Annotated in this window: 16 protein-coding genes and 4 tRNA genes; 6 read left to right on the top strand and 14 right to left on the bottom strand. The window is 65.5% G+C overall.

The window, feature by feature from the left end; all coding sequences use genetic code 11:
• Positions 1 to 64 precede the first annotated feature (64 nt).
• The 4 genes from msrB to G341_RS20510 all read right to left on the bottom strand — a co-directional run bounded on the left by msrB (position 65) and on the right by G341_RS20510 (position 4,255).
• On the bottom strand, positions 65 to 487 hold the full coding sequence (gene msrB, locus G341_RS0100665; protein ID WP_018177175.1) for a peptide-methionine (R)-S-oxide reductase MsrB: 423 nt from the start codon (positions 485 to 487) through the stop codon (positions 65 to 67).
• Between the two features lie 55 nt (positions 488 to 542).
• Positions 543 to 1,793 (bottom strand): glycosyltransferase family 87 protein, encoded by a 1,251-nt coding sequence (locus tag G341_RS0100660; RefSeq protein WP_051092554.1) that lies wholly within the window; start codon positions 1,791 to 1,793, stop codon positions 543 to 545.
• Positions 1,794 to 1,890: 97 nt separating this feature from the next.
• Positions 1,891 to 3,486, bottom strand: a complete 1,596-nt coding sequence (locus tag G341_RS20515) for an alpha/beta fold hydrolase (protein ID WP_018177173.1) — start codon at positions 3,484 to 3,486, stop codon at positions 1,891 to 1,893.
• A 10-nt stretch (positions 3,487 to 3,496) separates the two neighbouring features.
• Positions 3,497 to 4,255, bottom strand: coding sequence for a dihydrofolate reductase family protein (locus G341_RS20510; protein WP_018177172.1), 759 nt, complete (start codon positions 4,253 to 4,255; stop codon positions 3,497 to 3,499).
• Positions 4,256 to 4,290: 35 nt separating this feature from the next.
• Between G341_RS20510 and zapE the strand changes: the two genes are divergently transcribed.
• Positions 4,291 to 5,310: a cell division protein ZapE gene (zapE, locus tag G341_RS0100645; protein ID WP_043450016.1), complete on the top strand. Its 1,020-nt coding sequence runs from the start codon at positions 4,291 to 4,293 to the stop codon at positions 5,308 to 5,310.
• Positions 5,311 to 5,378: 68 nt separating this feature from the next.
• Here the strand turns inward: zapE and G341_RS0100640 are convergent, their stop codons facing one another.
• A complete protein-coding gene (locus G341_RS0100640) occupies positions 5,379 to 6,041 on the bottom strand; it encodes a TetR/AcrR family transcriptional regulator (RefSeq protein ID WP_018177170.1) in 663 nt (220 codons plus the stop codon).
• A 156-nt stretch (positions 6,042 to 6,197) separates the two neighbouring features.
• Here G341_RS0100640 and G341_RS0100635 point away from each other — a divergent pair, with 156 nt between their 5' ends.
• From G341_RS0100635 to G341_RS23680, 3 genes are all read left to right on the top strand, one after another.
• Positions 6,198 to 7,418 carry an oxygenase MpaB family protein gene (locus G341_RS0100635; protein ID WP_018177169.1) on the top strand — a complete coding sequence of 407 codons (1,221 nt, stop codon included), beginning with the start codon at positions 6,198 to 6,200 and terminating at the stop codon, positions 7,416 to 7,418.
• A gap of 187 nt (positions 7,419 to 7,605) precedes the next feature.
• Positions 7,606 to 8,601: a GmrSD restriction endonuclease domain-containing protein gene (locus tag G341_RS20505; RefSeq protein ID WP_018177168.1), complete on the top strand. Its 996-nt coding sequence runs from the start codon at positions 7,606 to 7,608 to the stop codon at positions 8,599 to 8,601.
• Positions 8,602 to 8,686: 85 nt separating this feature from the next.
• A complete protein-coding gene (locus G341_RS23680) occupies positions 8,687 to 9,277 on the top strand; it encodes a hypothetical protein (RefSeq protein ID WP_155826672.1) in 591 nt (196 codons plus the stop codon).
• On the opposite strand, the gene G341_RS23675 is transcribed toward G341_RS23680, so the two are convergent.
• The 6 genes from G341_RS23675 to G341_RS0100585 all read right to left on the bottom strand — a co-directional run bounded on the left by G341_RS23675 (position 9,274) and on the right by G341_RS0100585 (position 11,944).
• Positions 9,274 to 9,435: a hypothetical protein gene (locus tag G341_RS23675; RefSeq protein WP_018177166.1), complete on the bottom strand. Its 162-nt coding sequence runs from the start codon at positions 9,433 to 9,435 to the stop codon at positions 9,274 to 9,276. The two genes, G341_RS23680 and G341_RS23675, sit on opposite strands and share 4 nt — an antisense overlap.
• A 197-nt stretch (positions 9,436 to 9,632) precedes the next feature.
• Positions 9,633 to 10,025, bottom strand: a complete 393-nt coding sequence (locus G341_RS0100615; RefSeq protein WP_155826670.1) for a hypothetical protein — start codon at positions 10,023 to 10,025, stop codon at positions 9,633 to 9,635.
• Positions 10,026 to 10,582: 557 nt separating this feature from the next.
• Positions 10,583 to 11,005 carry an excalibur calcium-binding domain-containing protein gene (locus G341_RS24095; RefSeq protein WP_245556876.1) on the bottom strand — a complete coding sequence of 141 codons (423 nt, stop codon included), beginning with the start codon at positions 11,003 to 11,005 and terminating at the stop codon, positions 10,583 to 10,585.
• 676 nt (positions 11,006 to 11,681) lie between these two features.
• Positions 11,682 to 11,756 (bottom strand) — tRNA-Val (locus tag G341_RS0100595).
• Positions 11,757 to 11,774: 18 nt separating this feature from the next.
• A tRNA-Cys gene (locus G341_RS0100590) sits at positions 11,775 to 11,848 on the bottom strand.
• Between the two features lie 23 nt (positions 11,849 to 11,871).
• Positions 11,872 to 11,944 (bottom strand) — tRNA-Gly (locus G341_RS0100585).
• A 197-nt stretch (positions 11,945 to 12,141) separates the two neighbouring features.
• Here G341_RS0100585 and G341_RS0100575 point away from each other — a divergent pair.
• A tRNA-Val gene (locus G341_RS0100575) sits at positions 12,142 to 12,213 on the top strand.
• 126 nt (positions 12,214 to 12,339) lie between these two features.
• Here G341_RS0100575 and G341_RS0100570 read toward each other — a convergent pair.
• On the bottom strand, positions 12,340 to 12,792 hold the full coding sequence (locus tag G341_RS0100570) for a VOC family protein (RefSeq protein ID WP_018177161.1): 453 nt from the start codon (positions 12,790 to 12,792) through the stop codon (positions 12,340 to 12,342).
• A 56-nt stretch (positions 12,793 to 12,848) separates the two neighbouring features.
• Entirely contained in the window at positions 12,849 to 13,781 is a 933-nt protein-coding gene (gene sigJ, locus G341_RS0100565) for an RNA polymerase sigma factor SigJ (RefSeq protein WP_018177160.1), read from the bottom strand.
• A gap of 179 nt (positions 13,782 to 13,960) precedes the next feature.
• On the opposite strand from sigJ, the gene G341_RS0100560 reads away from it, so the two are divergent.
• Positions 13,961 to 14,542, top strand: a complete 582-nt coding sequence (locus G341_RS0100560; protein ID WP_018177159.1) for an NADPH-dependent FMN reductase — start codon at positions 13,961 to 13,963, stop codon at positions 14,540 to 14,542.
• Positions 14,543 to 14,556: 14 nt separating this feature from the next.
• On the opposite strand, the gene G341_RS0100555 is transcribed toward G341_RS0100560, so the two are convergent.
• A complete protein-coding gene (locus tag G341_RS0100555; RefSeq protein ID WP_018177158.1) occupies positions 14,557 to 14,916 on the bottom strand; it encodes a DUF488 domain-containing protein in 360 nt (119 codons plus the stop codon).
• Between the last annotated feature and the right edge of the window lie 115 nt (positions 14,917 to 15,031).

Raw genomic sequence — 15,031 nt, 5'->3', positions numbered from 1 at the left:
CCTACCGAGCCGCCGTGGTCCTACAGGCATGCCTCCGCTGGACACGCCTATTAGGAGACACGCCCTAGTAGACCGACGGGCCGTCGGCCGGCTCGAGCTTCAGCGAGATGGAATTGATGCAGTACCGCAGGTCGGTGGGGGTGTCGTAACCCTCGCCCTCGAACACGTGGCCCAGGTGGCTGCCGCAGTTGGCGCACAGCACTTCGGTGCGCACGTAGCCGAGGGAGTCGTCGCGGCGCTCGATCACCCTGTCGCCGGCCAGCGGGCTGAAGAACGACGGCCAGCCGCAGTGGGATTCGAATTTCTCGGTGCTGCGGAACAGCTCGGCGTCACACGCGCGGCATCGATACACGCCGACGGTCTTGGTGTCGGTGTATTCGCCGGTGAAGGCCCGCTCGGTGCCGGCCTGCCGCAGGACGCGATACTCATCCGCGCTGAGCTTGTCGCGCCACTGCGAATCGGTCAGCTGCACCTTGAAGTCACTCATGCCCGTACTCGCTTCGCTCGCTCATGTCGCCAGCCTTTCAGATCACTCGGCCTTCTCAGATGAGTTTGGGCGCCTGCCCCTCCTTGCGGAGATCCAGATAGCGGAACAGCAGCACGCAGAACGTCACCATCAACACCAGTGACCAACCCAGCGTGACCTTGTTGTATTCCAGCGCGCGGCCCATCGCCTGCCATCGGCTCGACAGGTAATAGTCGAAGGTCAGACAGCCGTAGAGGCCGAGCCAGGCGGGCCAGTTGCGCAGCACCGAACCCTTCATGAACACCGTCATGACCATCGGGAACAGCAGCATCGAGTAGTAGCCCTGGCCCAGCGAGCTGACCAGGAATGTGGTCAGCATGAGCACGCCGGACGACGTGGCGAGCCATAGCAGCTCGTTGGTGGTGCGGTATTCGCGGTAGAGGAACCACAGGCAGAAGATCGTGATCAGCACGGCCGCGATCCGCAGCAGCCAGATCAGCCACGACTGCACGCCGAAGTACTGGCCGTTTCCGGAGATCGAGCTGTTGTAGTAATCGCGGGTCTCGCCGACGTACTTCCAGGTCCGGGTGAAATACGACTTGGGATCGCTCGACAGCGGCCACGACATCGCCAGCAGGATCAGCGGCACCCCGAGGCCGGTGACCACGGCCTTCCACTGCCGATTCAGCAGGGGCAGCAGCAGTAGCGGCGCCAGCGTGGGCTTGATGATGATGGTGATGCCGATCGGGACGCCGGCCCACCAGTCCCAGCGCTTGAGCAGGAACATCATGAACAACAGCTCGGCGAGCAGCATGAAGCCGTTGACGTTCGTGAAAATCAGTGTGTGCGCCACGGTTTCGGTGCTGAACGCGAAGAACAGCACCACCGGGGCGACCCACGAGGTGAGGGCGAAGCCGAACAGCTTCGCCAGCAGCAGCGCGCAGATGACCAGGCAGATCGTGCTCGCGGCGATGAAGATCCAGCGCGCATCCTCGTAGGGCAGATATGCCAGCGGCGACAGCACCATCGTGCCGGGCGGCGGGTACAGGTAGTGCGGATCGACCGTGCTGTAGTCCTCGGTGTACACCGGCTGGCTGCGTAGGAAATGCAGCGCCGCGTAGTACACAGGCTTGAAATCGTTGGTCCGGTCGCCGTTGACGCCCAGGATCAGCGAACGCTGGAACACCATCATCAGCGACACGGGCCACAGGATCAGCGAGATGATCCTGCCCGGATCGGTCGTCGGGAACAGGATCGAATTCTTGACTGCCTCTAGGCGGGATTCGGAGCCGACGGGCTCGGATCCAGCCGTTTGATTCTGGGGCATCGACACCCGCGAACAGTACTACGAACAGCGAACCAGATCATGCAGCGGTCAGCCCCGATCGGCGACGGACCGGCACCGTTGCGCCCGACCCGCCCGACTATGCGGGGCAGGCGCTCGACGGGTTGGGCGTGCCGGAATCGAGGTAGCGACCGACCGTCGTGGCGGCGCAGTCGGAGTGGATCAACGCGGAGTATCCGAGTCCGGCCCATGTCATGACGCCGATCGGGGCGCCCGCGGTGGTCAGGAACGAGCGAACGCCGTCGATGCCCTTGTTTCCGTTGATCGGGTCGAATCCGCCGTTCAACAGCAGTGTCGGGGTCGTGAGCTTCTTCGGCGTCGGCGCGCCGTCGGCGATCGCCGGCCAGCCGTTGCAGCGCTGCGTGTCCAGGGCGGTCTGGTACCCGGTCAGCGGGTACTGCTTGCTCCACTGGTCCATCAGCGCGACCGCCTGTGCCTGCCCGACCGGGGCGTTGGTGTCGGCGCAGCGGGTCAGCAGCTGTCCGTCGGTGTCGAACACGGTGTGGGCGCGGGTGGCCGCGGCCTGCAGCGCGGCGACATTGCCGTTGGCGGCGTCCGCGAGCATGGCCGCCGTGCTGGTGATCGCCGCCGCGCGGTCGCCCGAGTAGGCGCCGACGCCGAGTCGGATCGCGGACAGCACCTCGGTGTCCGACAGTCCGGGCAGCCCGCCCGACCGGGCCTTGGCCAACAGGCCCGCGATCGCGGCCCGCGGGTCGCTGCCGAGGGCGCAGGACAGGGCGCGGCACTGGTCGGCGAACCCGGTCAGCGCGGCGTCGGTGCCGGCGGCGATCTGCGAGTACGCCTCCTGCATGCCCGTGGCATACGGCGCGGGAGTGTCGAAGACCAGTCGGCCGACGTGGTCGGGGAACTGCGCGGCGTACGCGCCGGCGACCGTCGCCCCGTCGCCGATGCCGATGATCGCGATCCGCTTGACCTTCCACGCCGCGCGCAGGACTTCGAGGTCGGCGGCCGCGTACTTGGCTGGGTAGTCGGCCTGATTCGGCGAGAGCATGTCGTTGCAGCCGTCGGCTGCGCTGTTGGCCGCCGTGCCGAGGCGACTCGCCCGCGCGGCGTTGGCGTTGTCGGTGCCCGAGCCGTTCTCGTAGATCGTCGCGCGGTCGTCCTTGGTGAGGCAGTCGACGATGGTGTTCGGGCCGAGTCCGCGCCGGTCGACGGCGACGACGGGATGCGATCGCAGCAGTGCCGCGCCGTCGCTGGCCGCGAGGAGGGTGAGTGCCGTGCCGGATTCGATATCGCTGCCGGTCGTAAGCACCACGGGCGCAGCATTTTTCGGGGTCGCTGCGAGACTGGCCCGCACCAGGTCGACATCGATCGTGTCGGTCGTGTCGGTACCAGGCGTGATGGGCGCCTGGATGGTCGCGCAGGACAGCGTGGTGCCGCTCGGGGGTGTTTTCAGGCCCGATCGCTGCGTCTGCTGATCGGTGCAGTCATGCCAGGCGACGTCGCTGCCCGGAACCTCGAGCGGCGGCTGGGCGGTGGCCGACGCCGGCGCGCCGGGGCCGCCATGGTTCTCGCCGCGCACGAAACCCGGGCCGGTATCGGGGCCGACCGCGCACGCCGCGACGACCGCGACACTGACCAGCGCGGAGCCGGCGCCGAGCAGTCGAGAACCGAACACCCGCGACGCGAAGACGGAGGGGGCGGTGCGGCGCATGACACCGAGACTAGTGGTGGACTCGACCGGCACGGCTCACCGAGCGGGCGGTGTGGTCCAACGGGTGTACAGGTATCCAACGGGTGTACAGGTATCCGTCGTCGTCGGTCAGGACGTGGGCGGGCACGAAGCGTCGGTCGGTCGTGGACCCGGCCGTGATCCGCGCGCCGCTGCCGGCGATCGCGATGGGCGCCGTCGTCACGCACATCTCGTCGACCAGCCCGAACGACAGCAGCGACCCGAGCAGGGTGGGCCCGCCCTCGGTCAGGACGCGGCGAAGTCCCAGGTCGTTCATCGCCGCGACGATCGCCGGCGGCTCCACCCGGTCGGTGCCGCAGTCGATGACGGTCAGCCCGGCCGCGACCAGCTCGTCGCGCCGGTCGGCCGGGGCCTGCCGGCAGGTCAGGACGATGGTCGATGGATCGGTCAGCACGGGGGCGGTCAGCCGCAGCGACGTCGACACCACCGCGATCCGCACCCGAGGGTCGCGACGGTAGTTTTCGCTGTTCACGGTGCCGGAACCGACGACCACCACGTCGGCGAGCTCCCGCAGCACGCCGAACAGCAGCCGGTCGCCCGGCCCGCCGAGCGCCCCCGACCGGCCATCGCTCTGGGCGCTGCCGTCCAGCGAGGCGATCATGTTCGCCCGCACGTGGGGGACTGCGAGATCGGCCGGGTATTCGTGTAAGTCGGACAGGGCGCGGTCATCCAGGTGGTCCGGCGCCGGAGCGTCGGGTGTGAGCTGGATCGCTTTGAGTAAGCGCTGCATTAGATCATTTTTACTTGATCGTTACGCTCTCACTCATGAATACACCTGGGCGTTTGTGCGATCGCACTCCGCAGATCGCGCCCGATGCGTTGATCGGCGAGATGGTTCCGCCGTCCATGTTCGACGATGTCAGCTTCGACAGCTACATCCCGGATCCCAATGAGCCCAGTCAGACCGCCGCCGTGGCCGCGGCCCGTGACTTCGTGGAGCGAGCGGCCAAGGCGCGCAAGGGAAAGCGCGGACTGTTCGGCGGCAGCAAGCCGTCGGCCGGCATCGGCCTGTACCTCGACGGCGGGTTCGGCGTGGGCAAGACCCACCTGCTGGCGTCGATCTATCACGCGATGCCGGGACCGAAGGCGTTCGCGACCTTCGTCGAGGTGACCCACGTCGTCGGCGCGCTCGGCTACGTGAAGGCGCGCGATTCGCTCGCGAACCACACCGTGCTCTGCATCGACGAGTTCGAGCTCGACGACCCGGGCGACACGATGCTGGTGTCGCGCCTGCTCAAGGAGCTGTCCGAGCGCGGTGTGTCGATCGTCGCGACCTCCAACACGCTCCCGGGCCAGCTCGGTGAGGGCCGTTTCGCCGCCGCCGACTTCATGCGCGAGATCCGGGCCCTGTCCGACATCTTCACCGCGGTCCGGGTCGACGGTCCGGACTACCGCCACCGCGATCTCCCGCCGGCGCCGGACCCGCACAGCGACGCCGAGCTGCGCGACCTGGCCGAGTCGACCGACGGCGCCACGCTGGATGACTTCGATCAGCTGTGCCAGCACCTGAGCACGCTGCATCCGTCCAAGTACAAGGCGCTGGTCGAGGGCGTCACGGTCGCCTGTGTCGCGGGCGTGCATCCGGTCACCGACCAGAGCGTCGCGCTGCGTCTGGTCGTCCTCGCCGACCGGCTCTACGACGCGAGCATCCCGCTGATGACCTCGGGCTCCAAGCTCGATGAGATCTTCTCGCCGGAGATGCTGGCCGGTGGATACCGCAAGAAGTACCTGCGTGCGACGTCGCGCCTGCTGGCGCTCACCCGCTTCGCCGAAGCCGCGGCCTGAGCTGGCGCCAGCTGAACGCCCGGCGGCGTTGTCGGATCGTCCAGCTGATCACCAGCTCTCGTTCCTTGTTAGCGCCTGTCCGGCGGTGGTCCGAGCATCGGCACCAGATAGGTGCGCGCGATGGTTTCCAGCTGCTTCTCGTCTGTCGTATCGACGAGTTGGCTCGGGCCGGTGAGGAAGGACGCCGACAGGCGGACCAGGATCTCGGCGGTCAGCTCGACGTCGATGGAATCGGCGATATTGCCGGCGTCCTGCTCGACGCGCAGCTGATGCGCCACGAACTGACTGATGGCGGCCAGCATGTTGCCGCCCTCGGTGATCGAGTCCACCAGGATCGCGGGCTCGTTCGTCAGTAGATGGCCGATCAGCGGATTGGTGGCGAAGGTGCGGATCGAACTGACGAATCCGATGACGAGCCGGTCGGCCGCATTGTGGCCGCGTGCCATCCGGGCGCCGAAATCGTCCAGGTAGCTTTGGAATTCGCGGAAGATGACCGCGTCGACGAGCTCGTCCTTGGTGCGGAACTTGCGGTAGATCGTGACCCGCGACAGGTTGGCCAGCTTCGCGATGTCGTCCAGCGTGGTGCGCGCGACGCCGATCCTGGAGAACTCGTCGCGGGCGGCGTCGAGCAGGCGAGTGCGGGACGCGTCGCCCTCGTGCGCCTGCGCCGTCGCGGCGTGGTCGAAGGCCCGCTGCAGGAATGTCGGCCGGGCGTCGTCGCTGGTGGTCATCGGGGTCAACGCTACTAGTCCCGGCACGGCGCCAAAGCGGACTCGGCCGGCGCCCGATGCGATCAACGCCTTGTGGCGTACGTCACTGAGTGCTAAGAACATGTATCGAAGATACGAAATTCGTTACATCGTTTCTATGGTTGGGAGAGCGGGCGGATGGACGACATGAATCGGCGGCAATTGCTGCGAGCGGGAGGGGTGATCGGTGCGGTCGGGGCGATCGTCGCCGCGGCCCCGAGCACCCCCTGGACCTGGTCGCCGGCGTGGTCGGTGCCGGGGACGGGCGCCGGAGCCGATCCGAAGCTGGTCTGGGACGAGGAATGCGATGCCGTCGTCGCGAATCTCTACGCCCGCGGCCAGGTCGGCGCGGTCAATGCGTTGCTGCGCGGCTGGAATCGGAACGGGCAGCCGCTGCCCGTCGGGCTCCCGCCCGAGCTGCATGAGTTCTTGACCCGCGCCGTCCAGCTGCCGAGCTGGGCCGACCGGAGCAAGCTCGATGCAGCGGTGAGCTTCAACGAACGTCGCGGCACGTTCCTCGGCCTGAGCTACGGCTTCGTCAGCGGCATGATGAGCACCGTCATCCCGCGCGAATCTCGGGCGGTGTATTACTCGCGCGGCGGGTCGAACATGAAGGACCGCATCGCCAAGACCGCCAAGCTCGGCTACGACGTGGGATCGCTCAACGCCTATCGACCTGAGGGCGAGATGGCCGTCACCGCGGTCAAGACCCGCCTGGTGCATTCGGCGGTGCGCCATCTGCTGCCGCAGTCGGCGCACTGGAAGCAATCGAGCCCGGACGAGAAGTACCCGATCAGCCAGGCCGACATGATGGTGACCTGGCACAGTCTGCCGACCACCACGATGCGCAACTTCAAGAAGTGGGGCGTGGCGGTATCACCGGCGGAATCGGCCGGCTTCCTGCATTCGTGGCAGGTGACCGCGCACATGCTGGGCATCAAAGACGAGTACATCCCGGCGACGTGGACGGCAGCCGAATCCCAAGCACGCCAGGTGCTCGACCCGATCCTGCAGCCGACCATGGAAGGCCGCGCGCTGGCGAACATGCTGCTCAATCTCGGCATGGATCTCGACCTGACGCTGCTGAGTCGGCCCGTGCTCGGCTCGATCACCCGCTTCGCGCTCGGGGACAAGATCGCCGACTGGCTGCAGATTCCGCGGGAGCCGTTGTGGGACCCGCTGTTTCAGGGATCGTTCCCGATCTACGTCGCCGTTCGCGAGGGTGCGCTGAACCTAGGCATGCCCAAGGAGACCTATTGGACCTTCGACGAGATTCTGCGCCAGTTCGTCCTGCTCTACATGAACGAGCTGCACCTGCCGATCAGCATCGACATGCCGATGTTCAACGGCGCCCACTGACGATTCGACTGACCGAGAAGGGGATTCACCATGGACGAATTCATGCAGACGATTCAGTACCTGCTGCAGCAGCTGGATCTGGGGCCGCTGTCGTAGCCGGCGTTTCGCATATGATCGGCGACGCGCATTATTGAGCGGGAGTCGTTGGTCAACGTGGGGGCGGTTAGTGCGGAAGCTTTGTGGTGTGATGACGATCGCGACGATCATCGCGGCGGTCGGCGGATGTACGCCACACGTTCCGACGCGGACCGCGGGTACGGGCGCGTCCACCACGTCGGCGGAATTCTCCAGTGTCACAACGCAGTCCAGCACACCCGCGCGGACCTCTGACGTTCCGGGCGCCATTGACCGCCAGGCACTTACGGCCGCGGCCGTAGGGCTGGCGGCCCTGGCGGTGAAGGGACGTGCCCCCAAGACCGGCTATTCGCGTGATCAGTTCGGACCGTCCTGGTCGGACGACGTGAATGTGCAGTTCGGCCACAATGGATGCGACACCCGCAACGACATCCTGCTGCGTGATCTCACGGCGGTCGCGGTGAAGCCGGGGACTCGAAATTGCGTCGTACTCAGCGGAACTCTGCAGGATCCGTACAGCGGGTCGACGATCGCCTTCCAGCGCGGGACGGCAACCTCCGCAGCGGTGCAGATCGATCACATCGTGCCGCTGTCAGATGCCTGGCAGACGGGTGCCCAGCAGCTGACCGCAGATCAGCGTCGTGACCTCGCCAACGATCCGCGTAACTTGCAGGCCACCGACGGCAAGCTCAATGACCAGAAGTCCGATGGCGATGCAGCGACCTGGCTACCGCCCAACAAGGCGTACCGATGCCTGTATGTGGCACGCCAGGTGGACGTCAAACGCGCGTATGGGTTGTGGGTGACCCTCGCCGAACGAGACGCGATCGCCCGAGTGCTGCAATCGTGCGGGGCGGCGGCCGATACGGAAACCACTGCGGCTCAGGAGGATATGTCGACATATACATCTCCGCCGGCGATAACTGCTACAACGGATGCCCCGGCTCCGGTGGCCCCGGCGATGGGCCCTGGAGGATCCGCGTACTACCCGAATTGCGCCGCGGCGCGGGCGGCAGGTGCCGCGCCACTCTATCGGGGAGACCCGGGATATCGGACAGGATTGGACGGCGACGGCGATGGCGTCGCATGTGAGCCGAAAAGACGCTAGCCGCTAGCGATTCTGGGTCGTCGTCAAGCGCGGCCCGCTGGTCTCGTGTGCGTCGGCTTGCTGACGCCAGCGATGGCCGGTGCAGGTGAGCCGGTTTCCGAAGCTATCGGTCGCCGACGAGTTGAGCGGACTGCAGAAGTCGCCGACGGACGGCGTAGTCGCGGCCGCCGACGACGATCCCACCGGTGGGGTGGTGGTCGTGGTGGTCGTGGTCGTCTCGTCCGTGGTGGTTGTGGTGGTGGTCGGCCGAGTCGTGGTCGTCGTCGTGGTGGTGGTGGTCGGCCGAGTGGTGGTTGTGGTGGTGGTCGGCTCGTCCGTGGTGGTCGTGCTCGTCGGCGTCGTCGTCGTGGTGGTGACGGGCATGGTCGACGGGAAGGTGGTGCTCGATTCCGGCGTCGAGCCGCTGGATGAGTCGCGCGCGACGATCACCATCATCGCGATGAATACGATTCCCGACACGATCGCCACAGCCGCGAGGATGATCGTGCGACGCGGCACGCCGGTATGTGGCGGTTCCGGATCTTCGGGATCCGGGGAGATGTATTCGGTGGTCATGGGCCCAGACGACTCGGTGACGGTGAACGTACGAACTCTAGCCTACGAACGTTGGCGGCCTACCGAACGCCAAGTCGCCTCGGTACGCATCCGGTGGGGTCGCCGAAGCTTGCGGGGCTAAAGGTTTCTTGCGCGGGTCGCGATGACGGCGCCGCAAGCACCGAAAACGGCATAGACGGCAACGAACGCGACGGTGGAGGCATGCGCGACGCTGAGAATGATGCCGATGACGATCGCGGCGGCGAGATAGAGCAGGACAGTTAGCCGGTTGCGTCTCATCGTTTCAGAATATGCGGTGGGCGGCAATCTGTCTGTACTTGATGTTCATTTTGATGCACTTTGCGTCACTTGTCACTGTGCGCCGCGCCGCGGGTCGGTCAGATCACTACGACGAGCATCGAGGGCCGGCTTTTTCGTCTGCTCCCGATCGTGCCGCGCCGGCCAGGCGTTTTGTCGTATGCGCTGGTCTCGCGCCGTCAGGACTGGACGGTGCCCAGGCTGGGGGCGGCAGGGAAGCCTACGAAGTTGCCGATCCCGATGTTGCCGTTGCCCGTGGTCACGATCGCGTCGGCGTCGTAGGGTGCGGCGACGTATCCGACCTGGCCGGTATTGAAGTTGATCCAGAACACTTGGATTGGATAGTCGTAGGTATCCGAGCTCGAGTTCGTGGCGCGCATCGTCAGGTGGCCGTGGCCGTCGGGGGTGACTGCCAGCGTCTCGGTGATGTTGGGGGTATCGCCGAGGAGCACGTTGAAGCGGGTGGTCGGCGGCATGTAGGTGGTCGGGGCAGCGTTCGCTACGCCTATTCCGGTGCCGCTCACTGCTACCGCGCCGATCATTGCAACGGTCAGTCGTTTGACGTTCGGCATTCTCGAATCCCTTCTCGGTGGCGTGCGCGCCTTGTCCCTAATGGTTTCGTACCCAAACAAATATTTGTTACGGCAGAGCACTGCACCTGACGGACGCCGGCATGGATGTCCCGTAAAGGAGACGGTGCGGTGCGCGCCCCGGGTGAGAAGCGTTGGGGGACAAGCAATTGGTTGGAGCCGGCGAGCGCCGCCGCCGTGTCCTGAGCAGTTACCTTGCGCCAAGGGTTCTCGTGCACAGAACGGCCGGCGGCGCAGTTAGGCCGCGGGACCTCGTCGGACGACAGGGACTGGGGCTCATTGGCAGCCCCGGCTCGGGTGCGCTTGCTCTCTGTGCCCCTTTTGCTGCGGGAGGGCTCCGACAAGCGCTCCCTTCTGAGCGCGGCGGAGTCGGGCGTCTAGCCACAGTGCACCGTAGGCGGCGGCCGTCGCTAGTTCGATCAGGGCCAGGACTGCTAGCACACACCACATATTCATTATCTTAAATAACAATGCTGGATCGTGACATCGGATGTTGTCACCGTCACAGGCGGTACGTGCCGATTGGGTGCCTGGTGGGCCTATTCGCAGGCGACGCCGTCGCCATCGCGATCCAGCTTCGAGCTGTAGCCGGGGTCTCCGCGATACAGCGGGGCCGCACCTGCGGCGCGGACTGCCGAACAGTTGGGGTAGTAGCTGACACCACCACCACCACCGCTGGCCTCCTGGGTGCGGGGCGGCTCGACCGCCGTGGTCGGATCGTAAATCCGAGCAGGCGGCGTGTAGTCGCGTGTCGTCGGATCGTAAGTCGGTTCGTATGTTGATGTGCGCGTAGGCGGCGGGGCGACGTATTCGGTTGTGGTCGTTGGCATTGCGGTGGTCGGGTACGTGGTCGTGGTCTGCCGCGCGGGTGTTGTGGTCGTCACGGATGTGGACCTGTCGAGGAGCGTCGTGGGGGAGTCGTCCGACTTCTTCTTGTCCGGCACGATCAGGCCGATGATCACGAGCAAGGCGAAGATGCCGACCGTCCAATGCCACTCAAGCTCGGCCCCGGCCTTTGCGGAGACCGGATACCGCCCTGTGATTTGTTTGCGTATGTAACGATTGGGCGAGTTGGTGCTGATACGTGGTTGTACGTCAACGAACAGATTGGGAGGCTTTGCTCATGGGTGACAGTGATCCGTTGCTGGCGGCAGGAATCGTCGCCGCAATCATCTTCTCGACCGTTGCGGGCGGTATCGCCCTTATCGGCCAGGCGTTCGGCAGCTAACGGGACCGCAAGCAGGAAAGACCCCTACCTAAGCCGGATGGCGGGTGGGGGTCTCTTTCTATGTTGCCGCGGTCTTGACTGAAGAACGCGGCGAGGTAGCCTGGTTTCTCATGTCGAACGGGCGATTCACTGATATGGACAGCAAGTGCCAGGGCAGGGCAAGCGAGGCTTGGTTCGCGCCGACGCCGACGCCGAATCAGCTGGCCAACGTTCTCTATCCCAAGGCTGAACATGAGTCCTGGGGACGCGGGGAGTCCATCGCCCAGTGCGGCGAACCCGAGCACGTTGCAACGAGCGATGCCGATGGTTGGCAGTTGTGGCGGTTGCCCTACGAAACGAGTCGTCCGGCGCCCGAACGGGGGTGAGGGCTCGAGGGAAAAGCGAAAACCCGCTGTTTCCAGCGGGTTTCGTGGTGCGCAATACTGGGATTGAACCAGTGACCTCTTCCGTGTCAGGGAAGCGCTCTCCCACTGAGCTAATCGCGCGTGGTCTTCAATTGTCGTTGGAGGTGGCGACGGGAATCGAACCCGTGTACACGGCTTTGCAGGCCGTTGCCTCACCACTCGGCCACACCACCACACGGTGATTTGCTACCCACCGAGCGGATGACGGGATTCGAACCCGCGACCCTCACCTTGGCAAGGTGATGCGCTACCAGCTGCGCTACATCCGCATGCACTGCTTGTTCTCCGGGGCGTTGCGGCCCCGGCAGGCGGTGCGGATGTGAACACTATCCGACTCCTCGCCAGCCAACAAATCGGCAGGTCAGCGTGGGTCAAAGTCTGTCAGGGCCGCGCGCGACCCGAGGGTCGCGGCTATTGTGTCGATTTGGTCGATGCCCGCGCGATGGGCTAATGTTCTGCACCGCACGGTCCCGTGGCTCAGTGGAAGAGCGTCCCGTTCACACCGGGGAGGTCGCTGGTTCGATCCCAGCCGGGACCACTCGATGCGTCCTGCTCGAGCGCCCGCCTTCGGCGGCGGGTCGGAGTTGGACGCTTCTTTTTTGCCCTGGTGCAGGTTGCCGCGTGGCGGTCGCGCTGAGTAGCGCAACCGATCGCGAGAACGCCGTCAGTGCTCGACGTCGCCGGAAAAGGCTTTCGTGGTGAGTTCCTGCAATTCGTCCAGCGGGACGTCGCGGAGATGCTGCGTCAGGCCCCACCGATGGCCGAACGGGTCGACCAGTTGGCCTTCGCGTTCGCCCCAAAACGCATCGCTGAGCGGCCGAATCACGGTCGCGCCCGCGGCCACGGCCTGCTGCCATGCGTCATCGACATCATCGACGTGCAGATAGATGGCCCCGTAGGTGCCACCGAAATGTGTCGGGCCGAAGGATTCGAGTTCGGGGAACTCGTCGGCGAGCATCACCATGAGTGTGCCGATGCGCATCTGGACGTGAATGAGTCGTCCGCCGGGAACGACCAGCCTGGTGATTTCCTCGGCGCCAAACGCTTTCACGTACCAGTCGGAGGCGGCAGCGGCAGGGTTGGCGGTGAGATGAACGGTGTGCGCGGTGATGGACATTCGATGACCTTTCAGGCTCGGTAGGTGGAAGCGGCAGGGCTACGTGAAACGGGACATCACCGGCTGGCCCACGGCCGGAGCTTGTCCGGGTTTCGAATGGCCCAAATCCGATGGATCCGTTCGCGATTGAGCTCGAAGGCATAGACGGCAAGCACGGTGTCGCCATCGACCGCGACCAACCCGGGTTGGCCATTCACCGAGCGTTCGCGCAGGTCGAGCCGGCCGGCCATGGACGCCAGGAACACGAGGAACGCGGCGACCTGATCCTGTCCCTCGATGGGTACCGGCGAGGCCGTGGCGACCCCGCCGCCATCGGCCGTCGCCACGACTGACGGATCGAGCAGGCGGATGAGTGCATCGAGATCCTTTGCCTGCCAGGCGAGTCGGAACTCCCGGACGATGCCCGCACGTTGCTGGCGGGGAGCGTCGGCGCGCCGCGCCGATGCCAACCGATTGCGCGCCGAGGAGGCGAGCTGGCGGCAGGCGCCGGGCGTGCGCCCGACGATCGTGGCTATGTCGTTGAACGGAAAGCCGAAGACGTCGTGAAGCAGGAACGCGACTCGCTCGGCGGGCGTCATCGAGTCGAGCACCACCAGAAACGCCATCTCGACCGTCTCGTCGAGGGTGATGTGATCGGCCGGATCGCCGGCAACGGTCGCGAGGGATCGCTCGTTCCACTCCGCACGGGTCGGCACCGGTTCGGGGATCCACTCGCCGACGTAGCGCTCACGCCGGGCCCGTGCCGAACCGAGTTGATCGAAACAGATCCGGCTGACCACGGTGCTCAGCCACGCGCCCGGTGACACGATCTCTTGTTGCTCGGTCGAGCCGAGGGAGAACCAGCGCGCGTAGCCCTCCTGGACGGCGTCTTCGGCCTCGGTCAGCGAGCCGAGCAGACGGTACGCGAGATTGGTCAGGGCCCTGCGTTCAGAGACCACGACATCGTCGTCCGCTCCGGAGGCCGCGTCTCCCGAAGTGCGTTCACTCACTTGGCATCACTCCCGTCAGTCAACAGATACGACGAAACGGCCGCACTAAATGTCAGCCACGATCGCTCGCCTCCGCAACCGTCGCGCCGACCTGACAGATTCGTGGGTCACGCCGTCGTTGTTGACAGGCGATGCGCCAACGCATCACTTCGTCAGCTTCGACCCAGAGGAGATTTGAGATGTCCACGATCGGAATCATCATCGGCAGCACGCGTCCGAACCGCCGCGGCGCGGATATCGGTGCCTGGGTGCAGGAGGCCGCCGCGAGACGTGACGACGCGAGTTTCGTGCTGATCGATCTGCGTGATTTCTCGCTACCGCACTTCGACCAGGCGATACCTCCCGCGATGGGTGGCACCCAGAGCGAATCGGCCAAGGCGTGGGCAAACGCGATAGGCGAGTGCGACGGGTTCATATTCGTGACGGCCGAATACAACCAGTGGCTTCCCGGGGCTCTCAAGAACGCGATCGATTTCGTCTTCGCCGAATGGTGCAACAAGGCTGCCGGAATCGTGTCCTACGGTGCTGCCGGCGGCCTCGGCGCCGCCGGTCAGTTACGGCAGATGTGTGGCCAGTTCGGCATTGCCGATATCCCCGCACAGGTGCGGCTCACCCTCGAGGCCGACTTCGAGGACATGAGTCGATTCCGGCCGCGCGCAACCAGTGCCGCCGCGCTGGACACCATGCTCGACCAGCTCACGGCATGGACGTCAGCAATGGAACCGCTGCGGGTCGCCGCCCCCTCAGCGCTCGTGCACTGAGGCCACCGAGGGCTTTATTTTCCGCGTTCGAGAAAGTCTCGAAGCACGGCCGCGTGATTGACCTCCGGGTCGTGTGCGGCGAATATCAGCGTCGTGGCGGCGTTTTCGCGGATGATCTTCCGCAGCTTGTCGACCGCCGGATTCGTCTCCAGCTCCAGCCGGTACGCATCGGTGAACTCGGCGAAGCGATCCTTGTCGTGATGCCAGCGCTTACGCAGGTCAGGGCTCGGGGCAACATCCTTCAGCCACAGATCGAGGTCGGCTCGCTCTTTCGTGACGCCGCGCGGCCAGAGGCGATCGACCAGCACCCGGTAGCCGTCGGCCGGAGCGGGTTCGTCGTAGACGCGCTTGATGCGCAACTCGTGAGCGCTCATGAATCGACGGTAGCGCGGTCCGGCTAGGGCGTGTCTCCTAATGATTGGGTGATCGGTCGCTGATGATCGGTGGATGAGTTCTAGGTGTGAGTCGCTCAGTGATGCGCAGTGGGAG

The sequence above is a fragment of the Jongsikchunia kroppenstedtii DSM 45133 genome (genome assembly GCF_000380485.1).
Lineage (GTDB): Bacteria > Actinomycetota > Actinomycetes > Mycobacteriales > Mycobacteriaceae > Jongsikchunia > Jongsikchunia kroppenstedtii.
This window is presented reverse-complemented; position numbering and strand designations above follow the sequence as displayed.

Bases quoted from the DNA above. Each gene is read 5' to 3' on its own strand.
- G341_RS20515 (WP_018177173.1), bottom strand. From the start codon at position 3,486: ATGCGCCGCACCGCCCCCTCCGTCTTCGCGTCGCGGGTGTTCGGTTCT.
- msrB (WP_018177175.1), bottom strand. From the start codon at position 487: ATGAGTGACTTCAAGGTGCAGCTGACCGATTCGCAGTGGCGCGACAAG.
- G341_RS0100560 (WP_018177159.1), top strand. From the start codon at position 13,961: ATGTCCACGATCGGAATCATCATCGGCAGCACGCGTCCGAACCGCCGC.
- G341_RS20505 (WP_018177168.1), top strand. From the start codon at position 7,606: ATGACGATCGCGACGATCATCGCGGCGGTCGGCGGATGTACGCCACAC.
- G341_RS0100635 (WP_018177169.1), top strand. From the start codon at position 6,198: ATGGACGACATGAATCGGCGGCAATTGCTGCGAGCGGGAGGGGTGATC.
- G341_RS0100615 (WP_155826670.1), bottom strand. From the start codon at position 10,025: ATGCCGAACGTCAAACGACTGACCGTTGCAATGATCGGCGCGGTAGCA.
- G341_RS0100555 (WP_018177158.1), bottom strand. From the start codon at position 14,916: ATGAGCGCTCACGAGTTGCGCATCAAGCGCGTCTACGACGAACCCGCT.
- G341_RS0100570 (WP_018177161.1), bottom strand. From the start codon at position 12,792: ATGTCCATCACCGCGCACACCGTTCATCTCACCGCCAACCCTGCCGCT.
- G341_RS0100640 (WP_018177170.1), bottom strand. From the start codon at position 6,041: ATGACCACCAGCGACGACGCCCGGCCGACATTCCTGCAGCGGGCCTTC.
- G341_RS0100660 (WP_051092554.1), bottom strand. From the start codon at position 1,793: ATGCCCCAGAATCAAACGGCTGGATCCGAGCCCGTCGGCTCCGAATCC.
- G341_RS23675 (WP_018177166.1), bottom strand. From the start codon at position 9,435: ATGAGACGCAACCGGCTAACTGTCCTGCTCTATCTCGCCGCCGCGATC.
- G341_RS20510 (WP_018177172.1), bottom strand. From the start codon at position 4,255: ATGCAGCGCTTACTCAAAGCGATCCAGCTCACACCCGACGCTCCGGCG.
- zapE (WP_043450016.1), top strand. From the start codon at position 4,291: ATGAATACACCTGGGCGTTTGTGCGATCGCACTCCGCAGATCGCGCCC.